This is a genomic window from Arthrobacter sp. ZGTC212, assembly GCF_002929255.1.
Taxonomy (GTDB): Bacteria; Actinomycetota; Actinomycetes; order Actinomycetales; family Micrococcaceae; genus Arthrobacter_B; species Arthrobacter_B sunyaminii.
Window position 1 is genome coordinate 295,547 of the sequence record NZ_PJIJ01000003.1, and the last position, 16,310, is coordinate 311,856.

A 16,310-nucleotide genomic window follows, 5' to 3' on the forward strand; every position below is an offset into this window, starting at 1 on the left:
ATGTCGGATTTCGCACGGTCGAACCTGTCGGCTCGAAGCAGTTGCCGCCCAGGGGTTGGGCGGGCGGCAGCCGTCCGGCCAGCGAATCATGCAGTCATGAACAAGCACAAGGGCAACCGCATCAAACGGTACTAAGGCGGCTTAGTTCCACTTTACTTGCCCATACTAAGTGTGCTTATGATTGGGGCAGCCAGTAGAGAAGATCCTCTTCTACAGGATTCTGATTCTTCATCCATAGCGATTCAGGAGAAAGAGTGACGATGACAGACAACGTATGGCCCAAAGAAGGAAGCCACGCCGCCAGCCCCATGCAGGGCGGATCGGCTGACACCAAGTCCGCGAAAGCGGGAGCGGCCAAAGACGAGGCTGCCGGAGTTGCCCGGGATGCTGCCGGCAGCGCTCAGCATGTAGCAGAAACCGCTAAGTCGGAAGCTGCCGGAGTTGCTTCTGAAGCAGCAGCAAGCGCCAAGGACCTTCTGAATCAGGCGCGCAGCGACCTCACGGAGCAGGCCGGCGCCCAGCAGCAGAAGGTAGCCGAAGGTCTGCGCACCATGGCGGGCGAATTGCAGTCCATGGCAGACAACTCCGACCAGTCCGGCGTGGCCACTGATCTGGTCCGTCAGGCGGCGGACCGTTCATCATCAGTCGCCTCCTGGCTGGACAACCGCACTCCCGGCTCGCTGGTTGACGAGGTCAAGGGCTTCGCGCGGCAGCGTCCGGTTGCCTTCCTTGCCCTTGCCGCGGGCGCCGGTTTCCTTGCGGGCCGCATAAACAAGGGACTGAGTGCCGGAGTGCCGGATTCAGCCGCAGCACACCCGGCTGCAGGGACCCGTCCCGCCGGAACCGTCAGTACCCCGGAAACGATCTACCCGCCCGAGCCCCCCGTGCAGCCCACTTACGCGGCAGGCACCGGCGACGTAAATCCCGGCGGTGTTGTCGATGATCCTTTCACCACGGAACCCACCGTTCCGGCAGGATTGCCCCCGGTATCCGATGATCAGCTGCCCGGTGCCGGAACCCGCGGAACCCAGGCCAATGATCCGTTTAGCGGTGGTCGGCACTGATGAGTACCGAAATCCCCGAACCGCCCCCCACCAAAGCCGAAACCACCTCCCTGGGTGACCTCCTTGGCCAGGTGACCGCTGATATGTCGACCCTCATGCGCCAGGAAGTTGAGCTGGCCAAGGTTGAACTGAAGCAGTCAGCCACCAAGGCAGGCAAGGGAGCAGGCATGTTCGCCGGCGCCGCACTCGCCGGATATTTCGTCCTGCTGTTTCTGTCGATCACCCTCTGGCAGGCGCTCGGCGACCTGATCGGCCTTGGCTGGTCGGCGCTCGTCGTTGCCGTGATCTGGGCAATCGTCGCAGCCATTCTGGCCATGCGCGGCCGCACGGAAATGCGGAAGATCAAAGGCATGCCGCAGACCTCGGAGACGCTGCAGGAAATTCCCGGAACCCTGAAACCGAATGAGGACGCACGATGAGCGAAAATCCCGACGCAATACGCGCAGACATTGAAGAAACCCGCCGCCGGCTCGGAAGCAACGTGGATGCCGTGGCCGATAAGGTGACCCCGTCCCACATTGTCCAGCGACAGACTGACAAGGTGAAGGACGCGGTGTTCGGTGTGAAGGACAAAGTGATGGGAGCAGCAGATCAGATGACTGACAAAGTACAGTCCGGTACAGGTACGGCATCGGACGGCATGAGCCGCGCAGGCTCCGCAGTGGGCGATGCCCCGCACAAGCTTGCAGGCAAAGCCCAGGGCAACCCGATGGCGGCAGGGCTCATTGCCTTCGGCGCCGGACTGCTGGCAGCCTCCCTTATTCCTGCCAGCGAGAAGGAACGCGTCGCTGCGGACAACCTGAAGACAGCGGCGGAGCCCCTGACCAACCAGGTTGCCGACGCGGCCAAGAACGTTGCCCAGGGACTCAAGGAGCCGGCGCAGGAAGCCATGGAAAACGTGAAGGCAACGGCCACCGAAGCGGCGCAGAACGTGCAGCAAGAGGGCCAGAGTGCTGCCGGCGACGTAAAAAACAAGGCAGCGGATGCGAAGGACAACGTTCGCGGCGCCTAATCCCTCAACCGGTGCGCAGTGCACTGGACTGAAGCAGACGCACACAGCGGCCCCGCATATTTGCGGGGCCGCTGTTCTGTGCGGGCGTTTTCCTGTGACCGGCTAGAGGGTCCTGGCCGGAAAATCGTTCGCGTAGCGCACACCCATCTGGCTCCGGGCTTCGTCGAACAGGCGCATGGAAGCCAGCGAATGCTCCCAGCTCATGGTCGGGGATTCCAGCAGGCCGGACTGGATGCAGCGGGTGACTTCCCGCAATTCGTAGGTGTACCCGTTGCCCACTTGGCGGAATCTTTCCACCCTGCGCTCACCCAGATGGGGCTGGATGGTCAGTTCCACCGGGTTGTGCAGCGGTGCGCCCGTCCGCAGCCAGCCTTTGCTCCCCGCGATGGTGCCGGTGCGGGTGTGCGCGGCCACCAGGGAAGACATCAACTGGGCCGAGGCTCCTGACCGATAGTTCAGGAGCAGGGCGTTCTGAGTATCAATGCCGTCACCGTTTACGGCGCCGACGGCCGTAACACCATCCGGATAGCCCAGCGCTCCCACTGCCAGCGTCAGGGGATACACGCTCAGGTCCAGCAGAGCTCCGCCGCCGGACTCGGGGTTCCAAAGCCGGCTTGCCGGGTCAGGCGGCGAGGGGAACCCCAGATCCGCCTGCACCCAGCGCACTTCCCCCAGCTCGCCGCTGACCAGGACCTCCCAGATGCGGTTGACGCACGGCAGAAACCGCGTCCAGACCGCCTCCATCAGGAACAGTCCACGGGAGGAAGCCAACGCTATGAGGTCTTCGGCTTCGCGCGCATTGATGGTGAGGGACTTTTCGCAGAGCACATGCTTTCCGCCGAGCAGCGCGGCGCGGGAGATCTCGTAGTGCTGGGCGTGCGGGGCCGCAACATAAACGACATCGACCTCCGGATCATCGATCAGGTGGTGGTAACCCCTGCCCCGGTCATCGTCGAAGTAGGAGCGGGTGAATCCGAAACGGTCGGCAAACTCCTCCGCGGAGTCCGGGTTGCGTGAACTTACGGCGTGCAGCACCGCATCTTCAAGCCTCGCGATGTCTTCAGTGACCTTCGCAGAGATGTTTCCTGTGGCAACCACGCCCCATCGGAGCACGCGGCCGGTTTTCTGAACCGGGCTGGGAGCCCCCTGGAAAACACACGGCGGCGTGGGAATGTACGGGGAATCCATGGTCCTCTTTTCCGAAGATCACCCACTGTAATCACAGACAGTGCATCAATCTAGGGGACAGCTGCCATGCAGCCGTCTCGAGGGAAAAAGAGCGGCCGGCGAGGACCGGCCGCTCCGCTTCCAGCTGCGGTCAGCCGGAGTGCACTGCCTCGCGGTGCGCGGCTGCTGTCTCCACATAACGAGCCGCATTTTGGCGGACGCCGTCGTACTCCTCATCGTTCAGCTGCCTGCGGACTTTGGCCGGGACGCCGGCCACCAGGGACCGGGGCGGAATGAGGGTTCCTTCCAGAACCACCGCGCCGGCCGCCACCAGCGACCCGGCGCCTACTACGGCACCGTTCATGATCGTGGCGCTCATGCCGATCAGACAGTCGTCCTCGATGGTGCAGCCGTGAACTACGGCACTGTGGCCAACGCTGACACGCTGACCCACGGTGGTGGGGAACCCCGGATCCGCGTGCAGCACCACGTTGTCCTGCAGGTTGGTCCCGGCGCCTACCCGGATGGCGTTGGAATCCCCACGGACACACACGCCGTAGAAAGCGCTGGACTCCGGCTCCATGACAACGTCGCCGATGAGCGAGGCCGTGGGGGCGAGGAAAACGGACGGATCTGCCTGCGGGGTCTTGCCCCGGAATGTGATTACGTGTGCCATTGGGCCAGCCTAGCCGTACTCAAACGACCGGTCGCGGCGGCGGAGCCGGGGAAAGTCCTCAGTTGAAGACGATCGTGCGCTTTCCGTCCAGCAGCACCCGGTGCTCGGCATGCCACTGCACAGCCTTGGAAAGGGTCCTGCCTTCGACGTCGCTGCCCAGTGCGGCCAGCTGCGGAGCGGACCGGGAATGGTCCACGCGGATGACTTCCTGTTCGATGATGGGGCCTTCATCGAGGTCGGACGTGACGTAGTGGGCCGTTGCTCCGATGAGCTTCACGCCGCGGGCGTGGGCCTGGTGATAGGGCCGGGCGCCCTTGAAGGAGGGGAGGAAGGAATGGTGGATGTTGATGGCGCGTCCGGACAGGTCACGGCACAGCTCATTGCTGAGGATCTGCATGTAACGGGCAAGTACCACCAGTTCAATGTCGAGATCCTGTATCAGCGTACGCAGCTGGTGCTCCGCGTCCTCCTTGGTGTCCGGCGTTACCGGAATGTGGTGGAAGGGGATGCCGTAGAACGCTGCGAGCTCCGCCAGGTCCCTGTGGTTGGAGACAATGGCCGGGACGTCGATGTTCAGCGTGCCGGCGCGCTGCCGGAAGAGGAGGTCGTTGAGGCAATGGCCGGACTTGGACACCATGATGAGCGTACGTACAGGTGCGCCGGCGGGATGCAGCTGCCAGTCCATCCCAAACGCGGCGGCCACCGGGGCAAGTGCTTCCTGAACCTGCGCCTCGGTTCCGGGGGCCGTGAAGTCCACTCGCATGAAGAAAGAGCCTGTTTCCGGGCTGCCGTACTGCTGGGATTCCGTAATGTTTCCGCCGGCAGCCACCAGGCCGCCGGAGACGGCATGGACAATGCCTGGCTGGTCGGGGCAGGACAGGGTGAGGGTAAACGCGGACGCGCCGGGAATCATGTCAGCGGCGGGGGCGGCGGAAGAATCAGTCACGGAATCAAGGTTACCCGTCCGGGGAGGGCTCGCTTAGGCTAAGGAAATGGACGTAACCTTCATGCCGCTCTCCGACAAGGACGCTGAGGAGCTGGTCAAATTCCTGACCACCAACAGCTTTCCCTATCACCGCATTACTGCACCATCCGAGGAACTGGTCCGGCAGCTGATCCTGGAGGGTCGGTTCGATGCCGACGGCGTCTGCACCTATTGGGTATTTGGAGACAACCAGCGCCTCGGACTGGTCATTCTGGAGCGGCTGGAAAGCCAGTGTCCCACCTTCGACCTTCGCCTGGTGGAAGAAGCCCGGGGACAGGGCAGCGGCGTTCCCGTGCTGCAGGCCCTGACTGATCTGGTTTTTACGGACAGGCCCGGCTCCCACCGTTTTGCGGGGCGGACGCGCGAAGACAATATAGCCATGCGCAAGACCTTCCTCCGCTCCGGGTTCCTTAAGGAAGCCCACTACCGGGAGGACTGGCCGCTGGATGACGGGCAGTGGGTCGCTTCCGTCACCTATGCGGTGCTGCGCCGTGACTGGGAGCGGGGAACCATGACGGAGTTCGTCTGGGAGGACGTGGACCAGCCCTGAAGGGCGGCCAGCGCAGCGAGCGCCGCTGCCCGCCCGGCCCGGGTGGCACCGAGCGTCGAGGCAGACTCCCCGTAACCGACCAGGAACAACTGGGGGAGTAGCACCACTCGGGGACCATCCATGCGGATGCCGCCGCCCGGTTCGCGCAGATGCAGGGACGCCAGATGGCCCAGGGACGCGCGGAACCCGGTGGCCCAGAGGATCACATCCGCAGCCGCGGTGCTGCCGTCCTCAAATACGGCGCCCGCCGGGGTGAGCCGGGCCAGGGGGCCCCGTGAGATCAGGACTCCGTCGTCAATTCCCTTTTGGTACTGGGCCGTGAGCGGCAGCCCGGTTGCGGCCACCACGCTGAGCGGGGGCAGCCCGGCGCGGGTGCGCTCGCTGACGGCACGCTCGACGCCGCGTCCCCACTCGGCGTCGAAGGGGCGGCGCGTGAATTCGGGCGGCCGGCGCGTGGACCATGCCGTTTGGGCGCCGGCCTCATGGAGCTGGAGAAGGAACTGCAGGGCAGAGGTGCCGCCGCCGACCACCAGGACGCGCCGGCCGGCGAAGTCCGCTGCGCTGCGAAAGTCGCGGGTGTGCAGCTGAATCCCGCGGAAGTCCTGCTGCCCGGGATAGGCGGGCCAATACGGTTTGTCCCAGGTTCCGGTGGCGTTGATGACAAACCGGGCCAGCCACACGCCGCTGTCCGTGGTTATCCTCAGCCGGTTCCCGGCCGTACGGGAAATCTTCCGGACCCGCACCGGCCGCTGCACGCGGAGCCCAAATTCGGTTTCGTAGGCGCCGTAATACCGGCTTACCACGGACGACGCCGGCTCCCGGGGATCGGGGGCGCCCAGGGGAAAGTTCGGCAGGTCATGGATGCCGTGGGCGGAACCCAGTGTGAGCGAATCCCAGCGGTGCCGCCATGCGCCGCCGGGTCCTTCATTGGCGTCCAGCACCACAAAGCCGGATTCCGGGATAAGGCCCCGGCGTGCAAGGTAATACGCTGCGCTCAGGCCAGCCTGCCCGGCACCGATCACCGCCACGTCAACTTCGCGGTCCGCCACCATCACATCCCCTCCTGAAGGGAAAACCCTGCATGTTTCTACCTCCAACCGCTTCCTTGCCGGTGCTATTCCTCAGCCGCCGAGCCGCCGCCGATACCGAGGAAACATTCGGCCGCGCAGGAGCAGGGTCCGCTACGATGGTTAGGTCGCAACTGGCGTTAGGTGGGTCACCACCAGGGAGCGGCACAGCAGCACAGACCACGGATCGCACGCCTGGGCCGAAGGTCAAGCCTTCATCTGTTGTCATGCCCGAACTGTTTTTCCGAACAGAGGCCGGGGGTGCCCGGCAGATAGCCTGACCCATAGAACCCCTTCCCCAGGAGATCCTTGTGAGACTATCCACCCAGCCCGTCACGGACGCCAAACTGTCCGACGTCGATCCGGAAATCGCCGCCGTCCTCAACGATGAACTGGCACGTCAGCGCAACACCCTGGAAATGATCGCCTCGGAGAACTTTGCTCCGCGGTCCGTCCTCGAGGCCCAGGGGTCTGTCCTGACCAACAAGTACGCCGAGGGATACCCCGGCCGCCGTTACTACGGCGGGTGTGAACATGTGGACGTGGCGGAAAACCTGGCCATCGAGCGGGTAAAGACCCTGTTCGGTGCCGAGTTCGCCAACGTCCAGCCGCATTCCGGTGCGCAGGCCAACGCTGCGGCGCTTGCTGCGCTCCTTCAGCCAGGTGACAAGCTCATGGGCCTGAACCTGGCCCACGGCGGACACCTGACCCACGGCATGAAACTGAACTTCTCGGGCAAGCTCTATGAAGTGGCAGCATACGGAGTGGATGAACAAACCTACCGGGTGGACATGGACAAGGTCCGTGAACAGGCTCTGGCCGAACGGCCGCAGGTCCTTATTGCCGGTTGGTCTGCGTACCCGCGCCAGCTGGACTTCGATGCCTTCCGCTCCATTGCCGATGAAGTGGGCGCCTACCTGTGGACCGATATGGCGCACTTCGCCGGCCTGGTGGCCGCGGGCCTGCACCCGAATCCGGTGCCGGCGTCCGACGTCGTGACCTCCACTGTGCACAAGACCCTCGCCGGCCCGCGCTCGGGGATGATCCTGGCCAAGGAGCAGTACGGCAAGAAGCTGAACTCCAGTGTGTTCCCGGGCCAGCAGGGCGGACCGCTGATGCACGTCATCGCCGCCAAGGCCGTGGCGTTTCGGATCGCCGGTTCCGAGGAATTCCGCGAACGCCAGGAGCGCGTGCTGGAAGGAGCCCGGATCATTGCCGAGCGGCTGAACGCACCCGACGTCGCGGAGCACGGAGTCTCGGTGCTCACCGGCGGCACCGATGTGCATTTGATTCTGGTGGATCTGCGCCACTCGGCGCTGGACGGCAAGCAGGCGGAGGACCTCCTGCACTCGGTGGGCATCACAGTGAACCGCAACTCCGTGCCGTTCGATCCCCGCCCGCCCATGGTCACCTCCGGCCTGCGGATCGGCACGCCGGCGCTGGCCACCCGCGGCTTTGGCGCCAAGGAGTTCACTGAGGTGGGAGAAATTATTGCCGCTGCACTGAAACCGGCCCCGGAGGTCGAAGCGCTGCGGGCACGGGTTACCGCGCTCGCCGAAAATTTCCCGCTGTATCCCGGACAGGAAGAGTGGTAACGAACATGGAGAAGGGTAACAACATGGAAGGTTCCGTCACGGAAACCCCCGAGAATGACAGCGTCAACCTGGGATGGGAGAAGAAGGAGCGAACCGAATTCGGCACCCCGGTGGCCGCCAAGATCCTCGACGGGCGCAAAGCCGCCCGGGAGATCAAGGACGAACTCGCGCAGCGCGTGCAGGTACTCAAGGATGAGCACGGGATCACCCCCGGGCTCGGAACTGTGCTGGTGGGCGATGACCCGGCGAGCCACTCCTATGTGGGCGGCAAGCACAAGGACTGTGCCCAGGTGGGCATCAACTCCATCCGCCGCGACCTGCCCGCCGACATCAGCCAGGCGGACCTGGAAAAGGTCATCGACGAACTGAACGAGGACCCGGCCACCACCGGCTACATCGTGCAGCTGCCGCTGCCGGCACACATCGACACGAACGCCATCCTGGAACGCATCAGTCCGGAAAAGGACGCTGACGGCTTGCACCCGGTGAACCTCGGCCGGCTGGTCCTGAACGTGAGCGAACCGATGACGTCGCCGCTGCCCTGCACTCCGCACGGAATTGTGCAGCTGCTGGTGCGCAACGGAATTTCCCTGACCGGCAAGAAGGTCCTGGTCGTGGGCCGCGGCGTCACCGTGGGCCGCCCGCTGGGGCTGCTGCTCACGCGCCGCCCGATCAACGCCACGGTAACCCTGGCGCACACCGGAACATTGGATCTGTTCGAGCACCTGCGCGAGGCCGACGTGGTGGTGGCAGCCGCCGGGTTCCCGGAAATGATCAAGGCCGAGGACCTTAAGCCCGGCGCCATTGTGCTGGACGTTGGGGTCACCCGGGTCACCGACCCGGACACCGGCAAGACCACCCTCACCGGTGACGTGGAGAAGGCGGCCGCCGACGTCGCATCCTGGATTTCTCCGAATCCCGGGGGCGTGGGGCCGATGACCCGCGCGATGCTGCTGTCCAACGTGGTGGAGGCGGCGGAGCGCGCAGCAGGCATTCTCGCCTAACTGTTCCTCAGGTCGGGGCTGGTGCACTAGGCTGTTGCAGTGCCGCAGATCACATCAGTCCCGACCGTCCCCAAGACCGCCTCCGCCACCGTCATTTCGGCCCGGAACCTACGTAAGACCTACGGCGATTTCAATGCCGTGGACGGCATTAGCTTTGACGTCCCGGCGGGGGAGTCCTTTGGACTTCTTGGCCCCAACGGCGCCGGCAAGTCCACCACCATGAAAATGATCGGCGGGGTGTCATCGCGCACCTCCGGGGACCTCACCGTCATGGGGCTGGACCCGGACCGGTTCGGACCCGAAGTGCGCGCCCACCTGGGGGTGGTGCCGCAGCAGGACAACCTCGACGAAGACCTGCGCGTGCGGGAAAACCTCCTGGCCTACGGCCGCTATTTCGGCCTGCCCAAGAGCTATCTGGGGCCCAAGGCGGACGAACTGCTGGAATTCGCCCAGTTGACGGACAAGGCCAAGGGCCGGGTGGAATCCCTCTCCGGTGGAATGAAGCGGCGGCTGACCATCGCCCGGTCCCTGATCAATGACCCCAAGATCCTCCTGCTGGATGAGCCCACCACCGGGCTTGACCCGCAGGCGCGCCATATCCTCTGGGACCGGCTGTTCCGACTCAAGGAAGCAGGGGTCACGCTGATCCTGACCACTCACTACATGGACGAAGCGGAACAGCTCTGCGACCGCCTGGTGGTGGTGGACAAGGGGAAAATCATGGCGGAAGGATCTCCTGCTGCCCTGATCCGAGAGCACTCCACGAGGGAAGTACTGGAACTGCGCTTTGGCTCCGAACGCAACACCACGGTGGCAGGAGAACTGCAGGGAATCGGCAGCCGGATCGAAACCCTCCCGGACCGCGTCCTGATTTACGCCGACGACGGCGAGGCCGCTCTGGAAGCGGTCAGCGCCCGCGGGCTGCAACCCATCACTTCGCTGGTGCGCCGCTCTTCGCTGGAAGACGTGTTCCTCCGGCTTACCGGCAGGAGCCTCATTGACTGATCAGCAGCTATCAGGGGCACCGGTGGGGAAAGCGGGAGCGGACCAGCATGCTGTGCTGGGGCTGCGCTCTCCGCTGACACCGGAGCAGACCGCATCCCGGGCACGGCGCTTCGGCGCCATCTACTACGCCGAGCACTGGATCCGGCGCATGCGAGGCTACCGGTGGACCGTGCTCATGACGGCGGTGGGCACCCCGCTGGTGTATCTCTTCGGTATGGGCGTGGGGCTGGCGTCGCTGGTGGACACCGGCGACGCCAGCTTCGACGCCGGCAACGGGACCACGGTCTCCTACCTCGTCTTCGTGGCTCCGGCTCTGTTGGCCACCGCAGCCATCATGGTGGCGACCGAAGAAAACACCTACATGGTGATGGGCGGCTTCAAATGGCAGCGCACGTACTACGGTCCCAACGCGTCGCCGCTTTCCAGCAGCCAGCTGGTGGACGGGCACCTGATCGGGTTTTCGGTCCGGATGCTGATCACCACCGCCCCGTACTTTGTCTTCCTGCTGCTCTTTGGCGCAGTGGAGCAGCCGGGCACTGCCTGGCTAATGATTTTCACCGCGGTTCTTGGCGGCGTGGCCTTCGGCCTGCCGCTGTTGGCCTACAGTGCTTCGCTGGAGGAAGACAAGGGGCAGTTCGCCATGGTGCAGCGCTTCATTGTGATGCCGCTGTTCCTGTTCTCCGGCACCTTCTTTCCCCTGGATTCCCTGCCCGGGGCCATCCGATGGATCGGCTGGATTTCTCCGCTGTGGCACTCCACCGAGCTGGGCCGGATCCTCAGCTACGGCTACGCCGAGGCCCCGGCACTCACCGCGGTCCATGTGGCGTATCTGCTGCTTCTCGGCTTTGTCGGCTGGGTCCTGGCACGCCGGAACTTCACCCGGAGGCTGGGAAAATGACCGTAGAACACACGACGGCGCCACCGCGCCTGGCACCCGCCCAGCTGGCCCCGAAGGGCCGTTTCCTGGGGTCCCTCTATGCCCGCAATATCCGTTCAGTGTTCGCCCGCGGGCTGAAAGCCACGTGGGGCAGCAACTGGGCCATCATGATCAGCGGATTCGTGGAACCGGTGCTCTACCTGGTGGCGATGGGCATCGGACTCGGCTCCCTGATTGGCACCGTGGCCGGACCCGGCGGCGAACAGATTGGTTATGCCAATTACATTGCCCCGGCGCTGCTGGCCGTCTCCGCCATGAACGGCGCGGTGTACGACTCCACCATGAACGTGTTCTTCAAGCTGAACTACGCCAAGCTCTACGAAGGCATGCTGGCCACCTCGCTGGGTCCGCTGGACGTGGCACTGGGAGAAATCCTGCTGGCGCTGCTGCGCGGAGCCATGTATGCCACCGGCTTCACGGCGGTGATGGCGGCCATGGGGCTGGTGACCTCTCCCTGGGCGCTGCTCATGATTCCCGCCGCAGTGGTGGTGGCCTTCGGCTTTGCCTCCTTCGGCATGGCGATCACCAGCTGCATGAAGACCTTCCAGCAGCTGGAGTGGGTGAACTTTGTCATGCTGCCCATGTTCCTGTTCTCCGCAACGTTTTATCCGCTGAGCGTGTACCCGCAGGGCCTCCAGTGGGTCATCCAGGCGATGCCGCTATGGCACGGAGTGGAAATGATGCGGCAGATCAGCGTTGGCATGCTGACCTGGGCCACCGCGGGCCACCTGCTGTACTTCATCGTGATGATCGCGCTGGGACTGGTGGTGACTACCGGGCGTCTTCGGGCCCTGTTCCTGAAGTAGCTCCACCGGGAGACCTCTCCAGATCCTGCCACGCGGACCGGAAGATCCGTTCGGTGCTGCGGTCAAAGAGCACAAATTCCACCGCCTGCACGGACCTGGCCGGAAAGTCCCGGACGGTTCGGAGGCCGATGTCCGCTACGACGGCAGCATCCCAGCCGTACACTCCGGCGCTGACCGCGGGAAAGGCCACGGTTTCAGCCCCGAGTTCCTCGGCGACTTCGAGGGAGCGCCGGAAGCAGGATGCCAGCAGCGCGGGGTCGGTCTGTCCCGCACGGGCATTAGGTCCCACGGTATGGATGACCCAGCGGGACGGCAGATCAAAGCCGGGGGTGGCCACGGCGTCTCCGGCGGGAAGCCCCTGCGCATAGGCCTCGGACCGCAGCTCCCGGCAGGCCGCCAGCAGGCCCGGTCCCGCAGCACGGTGGATGGCGCCGTCCACGCCCCCGCCGCCCAGCAGGGAGGAATTGGCCGCATTCACGATGGCGTCTGCCGTGCTGTCCGTGATGTCTCCGGTGGAGATAGTGATCTGCATGCGGTCAGTCTGGCACTGCGCCCGCCCTCCCGCCAGTTCGCCGGGAACAGATGCTCTGCCCCCTCCGGGACCTTCCGCATCGGCAGGCGGGACAGGATCATGGAACCGAAGGACGGATCGGGATCAGGGGCAACCGGATCCACACCAGCGTGAGGCCCGGCGGCGCCGGGAACAACGGGAGGAGTTCCAATGGCTGATCAGTTTGAGGGAAGGACGGCCCTGGTGACAGGGGCGGGTTCGGGAATCGGGCGGGCAGCGGCCGTGGCGCTCGCGGCGGAAGGCGCCAACGTCGTCGTCAATGACCTGGACCTGGAAGCGGCGCAGGACGTGGTGAACTCGATTCTGGAAACCGGCGGCACCGCCGTCCCCTCGGTTGGCGATGTTGGATCCGCCGAAGACGTCAAGGGCGCCGTGGAAACTGCGGTCAGCGAGTTCGGCGGCTTGCACCTGGCCTTCAACAACGCCGGTATCAGCGGGCCGCTGGGACTGCTGACCGATATTGACCTGGAGGGCTACCGCCGGGTCATCGATGTGAACCTCAACTCCGTGTTCTACGGGATGTATTACCAAATCCCGGAAATGCAAAAGGCCGGGGGAGGCGCCATCGTGAACATGTCCTCCATCCTGGGTGTGGTTGGTTCAGCCACCGCCGTTCCCTATGTGACGGCTAAGCACGGCGTGACCGGCATGACCCGGGCGGCAGCCCTGGGATACGCCAACCAGGGCATCCGGGTGAACTCGGTGCATCCGGGCTACATTGACACTCCGCTCCTGGCAAACCTGCCTGAGGAGGTCTACGCCTCGCTGGTGGGGCTGCATCCGGCGGGCAGGCTCGGCACTGCCGAGGAGGTGGCGCAGGTGGTCCTTTTCCTGCTCTCAGACAAGGCAGCCTTTGTGACGGGCGCCCAGTACGCCGTGGACGGCGCGTACACCACCCAATAGGAAGGAACGCAATGATCGGTTCATGGCACGCGACGGTGATTGACTGCCCCAACCCTGATTCGCTGGCCTCCTTTTACGAATCCCTTCTGGGCATGATCCGCGTAGAACATGAAGATGACGGCTCATGGGTGACCATCGGGGATGCCCCGGACCGCCCGGCGCTCGCCTTCCAGCAGGTCTCCGGTTATACCCCGCCGCAGTGGCCGGGGCAGGACAATCCCCAGCAGCTGCACCTGGACGTCCGGGTGCCTGACCTGGATCTCGCCGAAGCCCAGGTCCTGGCGCTGGGGGCAACCAGCATGGACAGCGGGAGCGCATCCTTCCGGGTGTTTCTCGACCCCGCCGGTCATCCGTTCTGCCTCGTGGCCTGGTAACCGGGTCCGCTGCCGGTTTCGCCGGAGGAGGACGGTTTAACGGCTTCGGTCCCGAGTTTGAGACAATGAAGCCATGCAGTCGCTCCCTCACGGCAACAAGCCGCAGCCCTCGTCCAAGCCCCGCCGCGGGGTGAGCCAGAAAATGGCATCCTACGGCATGACCCTGATGCTGTTCGTCTTCCTGGTTGCCGTCTTGTTTGCGGCCAATGAGAACGACGTCGTTGGCTGGATTGTGGCCATCATCTCGCTGTTCTGGCTGTGCCTGTTCACGGTTGTGGTCTTCAGCGTCCGCGGAGCCGCCCGCAAGGCCGGCGCGAAGCTGGCCGAGGCACAGGACACGCTCAACCGGGCCGCCGGCGGAACGCCGAGTGTGCAGGTCATTGACGAGGCCACCACCGTCCGGGACCAGAAACTGGACCACAGCTTCAAGATTGTCCAGGTGCAGGCCCGCGTCATCCGCGAGAACCTGGGCAAAGATGAGGACCAGGTGAGCCGCGCCCTGGAGACCATCGAAATCACCTCCCACAACGCCCGTTCCATGATCAAGAAGGACGACAGCGGTCCGGTGGAAGGCACCCTGGTGGACTGACGCCCCGGGCCCGGGGAACCGGAACCGCTGCGCGGACGCAACGCGCCCCGCGCTCCAAGATGAACCGCATGCTACTGAGGAGTATGGTTATTCGCGTGAGTTTGGCATCAGCAGGAGAATCAGCCGTTTCGGCAAAGGCGCTGCGCATTGCGACAGTGAACGTGAACGGCATCCGTGCCGCCTACAAGCGCGGAATGGCGCAGTGGCTGGCGGAACGGGACGTTGACATCCTCTGCCTGCAGGAAGTTCGAGCGCCCGATGCGGTGGTCCGTGAACTCCTCGGTGAGGAATGGCACATCCTGCACGCCGAAGCGGAAGCCAAGGGCCGGGCCGGCGTGGCCATCGCGTCCCGGCTTGAGCCGGTTGCCACGCGTGAGCACATCGGCGATGACTACTTTGCGTTGTCCGGCCGCTGGGTGGAAGCGGACTTCAAGGTGACCGAAGACGGTGCGGAGAAGCTGCTCACGGTGGTCAGTGCCTACGTTCATTCCGGTGAAGTGGACACCCCCAAGCAGGCTGACAAGTACCGTTTCCTGGACGTGATGACCGAACGCCTGCCCGCTTTGAAGCAGCAGAGCGACTTTGTCCTGGTGGTGGGTGACCTCAACGTGGGCCACACGACCCTGGACATCAAGAACTGGAAGGGCAACGTCAAGCGGGCAGGATTCCTGCCGGACGAGCGCGCCTACTTTGACCGCTTCTTCAGCGATGAGATCGGCTACACCGACGTGGCCCGCAAGCTGGCCGGCGACGTGCCGGGCCCGTACACCTGGTGGTCCTGGCGCGGCCAGGCCTTCGACAATGACAGCGGTTGGCGCATTGACTACCACCTGGCCACTCCCGAGCTGGCCGAACGCGCCGTTACCGCCGTCGTCGACCGCGCGCCCACCTATGACAGCCGCTTCTCAGACCACGCTCCCGTAGTGGTCGACTACCAGTTCTAAGGGTTGAAAACCATGAGTACCTCCACTCCCTCCGGCCGCCAGCGCATCCTTTCCGGGATGCAGCCCTCCGCGGATTCCCTGCACCTGGGCAACTATCTTGGCGCGCTTGTGAACTGGGTCCGGCTGCAGGACCAGTACGACGCCTACTTCTTCATCCCTGATCTGCACGCCATCACCGTGCCGCAGGATCCCGCTGACCTGCGCCAGCGCACCCGGGTCACCGCAGCGCAGTACATTGCCGGCGGTGTGGACGTGGATAAGGCAACGCTGTTTGTCCAGTCGCAGGTCCCCGAGCACGCACAGCTGGCCTGGGTCCTGAACTGCCTGACCGGCTTCGGCGAGGCTTCCCGCATGACGCAGTTTAAGGACAAGCAGCAGCGGTTCGGTGCGGACGCCGCCTCCGTGGGACTCTTCACCTATCCGATCCTGCAGGTCGCGGATATCCTCCTCTACAACCCGCACGGCGTTCCGGTGGGGGAGGACCAGCGCCAGCATGTGGAGCTCAGCCGGGATCTGGCCAAGCGGTTCAACTCACGCTTCGGCGAGACCTTCGTCATTCCCGAGGTCTTTGTGCAGAAGGAAGCGGCGAAGATCTACGATCTGCAGAACCCCACCGCCAAAATGTCCAAGTCGGCAGCCTCCCCCGCCGGACTGATCAATCTGCTGGACCCGGACAAGGTCATCGCAAAGCGCATCAAGTCCGCAGTGACGGACGACGGCACGGAAATCCGCTTTGACCGGGAGGCCAAGCCCGGCGTCTCCAACCTGTTGTCCATTTACTCGCTGATTTCCGGCCGCAGTGTCGACACGCTGGTGAAGGAATATGAGGGCAAGATGTACGGACACCTCAAGGTGGATCTGGCCGAGGTAGTCACTGAACACGTCCGTCCCATCCGGGAGAGGGCACTGTACCTGCTGGAAGATCCGGCCGAATTGGACCGGCTCCTCGCCGTCGGCGCCGCAAAGGCACGGGAAACCGCGTCAGCTACACTGGCCGATGTGTACAGCAAAGTGGGTTTCCTGCCCCTAGGCTCTTCCGCGGTCTGACCGATGAGAATCCG

Annotated in this window: 19 protein-coding genes; 14 read left to right on the plus strand and 5 right to left on the minus strand. The window is 64.4% G+C overall.

Annotated features, from left to right (window positions below; translation table 11 throughout):
- The first annotated feature begins 260 nt into the window (after positions 1–260).
- From CXQ89_RS18390 to CXQ89_RS13640, 3 genes are read left to right on the plus strand one after another with little or no spacing between them, the layout of a single operon-like run.
- Complete coding sequence (locus tag CXQ89_RS18390; protein ID WP_181032352.1) at positions 261–1,064, plus strand: hypothetical protein; 804 nt, start codon at positions 261–263, stop codon at positions 1,062–1,064.
- Positions 1,064–1,483 (plus strand): phage holin family protein, encoded by a 420-nt coding sequence (locus CXQ89_RS13635; protein WP_104055132.1) that lies wholly within the window; start codon positions 1,064–1,066, stop codon positions 1,481–1,483. Before CXQ89_RS18390 ends, CXQ89_RS13635 begins: the two co-directional genes overlap by 1 nt.
- Positions 1,480–2,076 carry a DUF3618 domain-containing protein gene (locus CXQ89_RS13640; RefSeq protein WP_104055133.1) on the plus strand — a complete coding sequence of 199 codons (597 nt, stop codon included), beginning with the start codon at positions 1,480–1,482 and terminating at the stop codon, positions 2,074–2,076. The genes CXQ89_RS13635 and CXQ89_RS13640 overlap by 4 nt, the downstream gene beginning before the upstream one ends.
- A 102-nt stretch (positions 2,077–2,178) precedes the next feature.
- Here the strand turns inward: CXQ89_RS13640 and CXQ89_RS13645 are convergent, their stop codons facing one another.
- The 3 genes from CXQ89_RS13645 to purU all read right to left on the minus strand — a co-directional run bounded on the left by CXQ89_RS13645 (position 2,179) and on the right by purU (position 4,832).
- Positions 2,179–3,264 (minus strand): Gfo/Idh/MocA family protein, encoded by a 1,086-nt coding sequence (locus tag CXQ89_RS13645; protein ID WP_104161649.1) that lies wholly within the window; start codon positions 3,262–3,264, stop codon positions 2,179–2,181.
- A 130-nt stretch (positions 3,265–3,394) separates the two neighbouring features.
- Complete coding sequence (locus CXQ89_RS13650; protein WP_104161650.1) at positions 3,395–3,919, minus strand: gamma carbonic anhydrase family protein; 525 nt, start codon at positions 3,917–3,919, stop codon at positions 3,395–3,397.
- A gap of 58 nt (positions 3,920–3,977) precedes the next feature.
- Complete coding sequence (gene purU / locus CXQ89_RS13655; RefSeq protein WP_104055494.1) at positions 3,978–4,832, minus strand: formyltetrahydrofolate deformylase; 855 nt, start codon at positions 4,830–4,832, stop codon at positions 3,978–3,980.
- A 79-nt stretch (positions 4,833–4,911) separates the two neighbouring features.
- Here purU and CXQ89_RS13660 point away from each other — a divergent pair, with 79 nt between their 5' ends.
- Entirely contained in the window at positions 4,912–5,454 is a 543-nt protein-coding gene (locus tag CXQ89_RS13660) for a GNAT family N-acetyltransferase (RefSeq protein WP_104104358.1), read from the plus strand.
- Here the strand turns inward: CXQ89_RS13660 and CXQ89_RS13665 are convergent.
- Positions 5,379–6,506, minus strand: a complete 1,128-nt coding sequence (locus CXQ89_RS13665; protein ID WP_104161651.1) for an FAD-dependent oxidoreductase — start codon at positions 6,504–6,506, stop codon at positions 5,379–5,381. The two genes, CXQ89_RS13660 and CXQ89_RS13665, sit on opposite strands and share 76 nt — an antisense overlap.
- A gap of 326 nt (positions 6,507–6,832) precedes the next feature.
- On the opposite strand from CXQ89_RS13665, the gene glyA reads away from it, so the two are divergent.
- The 5 genes from glyA to CXQ89_RS13690 all read left to right on the plus strand — a co-directional run bounded on the left by glyA (position 6,833) and on the right by CXQ89_RS13690 (position 11,868).
- Positions 6,833–8,116: a serine hydroxymethyltransferase gene (gene glyA, locus CXQ89_RS13670; protein WP_374952986.1), complete on the plus strand. Its 1,284-nt coding sequence runs from the start codon at positions 6,833–6,835 to the stop codon at positions 8,114–8,116.
- 110 nt (positions 8,117–8,226) lie between these two features.
- Positions 8,227–9,120 carry a bifunctional methylenetetrahydrofolate dehydrogenase/methenyltetrahydrofolate cyclohydrolase gene (locus tag CXQ89_RS13675; protein ID WP_258060140.1) on the plus strand — a complete coding sequence of 298 codons (894 nt, stop codon included), beginning with the start codon at positions 8,227–8,229 and terminating at the stop codon, positions 9,118–9,120.
- A 39-nt stretch (positions 9,121–9,159) separates the two neighbouring features.
- A complete protein-coding gene (locus tag CXQ89_RS13680) occupies positions 9,160–10,125 on the plus strand; it encodes an ABC transporter ATP-binding protein (protein ID WP_104161653.1) in 966 nt (321 codons plus the stop codon).
- Entirely contained in the window at positions 10,118–11,023 is a 906-nt protein-coding gene (locus CXQ89_RS13685) for an ABC transporter permease (RefSeq protein WP_104161654.1), read from the plus strand. Before CXQ89_RS13680 ends, CXQ89_RS13685 begins: the two co-directional genes overlap by 8 nt.
- Positions 11,020–11,868, plus strand: a complete 849-nt coding sequence (locus tag CXQ89_RS13690) for an ABC transporter permease (RefSeq protein WP_104161655.1) — start codon at positions 11,020–11,022, stop codon at positions 11,866–11,868. Before CXQ89_RS13685 ends, CXQ89_RS13690 begins: the two co-directional genes overlap by 4 nt.
- On the opposite strand, the gene CXQ89_RS13695 is transcribed toward CXQ89_RS13690, so the two are convergent.
- Complete coding sequence (locus CXQ89_RS13695; RefSeq protein WP_104161656.1) at positions 11,834–12,400, minus strand: O-acetyl-ADP-ribose deacetylase; 567 nt, start codon at positions 12,398–12,400, stop codon at positions 11,834–11,836. The genes CXQ89_RS13690 and CXQ89_RS13695 overlap by 35 nt on opposite strands.
- 189 nt (positions 12,401–12,589) lie before the next feature.
- On the opposite strand from CXQ89_RS13695, the gene CXQ89_RS13700 reads away from it, so the two are divergent.
- The 5 genes from CXQ89_RS13700 (at position 12,590) to trpS (ending at position 16,296) form a co-directional block, all read left to right on the plus strand.
- The gene (locus tag CXQ89_RS13700) at positions 12,590–13,342 is read left to right on the plus strand and encodes an SDR family NAD(P)-dependent oxidoreductase (protein ID WP_104055143.1); all 753 of its coding nucleotides are present in this window, start codon (positions 12,590–12,592) and stop codon (positions 13,340–13,342) included.
- 11 nt (positions 13,343–13,353) lie between these two features.
- On the plus strand, positions 13,354–13,716 hold the full coding sequence (locus CXQ89_RS13705) for a VOC family protein (protein WP_104055144.1): 363 nt from the start codon (positions 13,354–13,356) through the stop codon (positions 13,714–13,716).
- 73 nt (positions 13,717–13,789) lie between these two features.
- Positions 13,790–14,305, plus strand: coding sequence for a hypothetical protein (locus tag CXQ89_RS13710; RefSeq protein WP_104055145.1), 516 nt, complete (start codon positions 13,790–13,792; stop codon positions 14,303–14,305).
- 95 nt (positions 14,306–14,400) lie between these two features.
- On the plus strand, positions 14,401–15,249 hold the full coding sequence (locus CXQ89_RS13715) for an exodeoxyribonuclease III (protein ID WP_258060098.1): 849 nt from the start codon (positions 14,401–14,403) through the stop codon (positions 15,247–15,249).
- Between the two features lie 12 nt (positions 15,250–15,261).
- Positions 15,262–16,296: a tryptophan--tRNA ligase gene (trpS, locus tag CXQ89_RS13720; protein ID WP_104161658.1), complete on the plus strand. Its 1,035-nt coding sequence runs from the start codon at positions 15,262–15,264 to the stop codon at positions 16,294–16,296.
- Positions 16,297–16,310 lie beyond the last annotated feature (14 nt).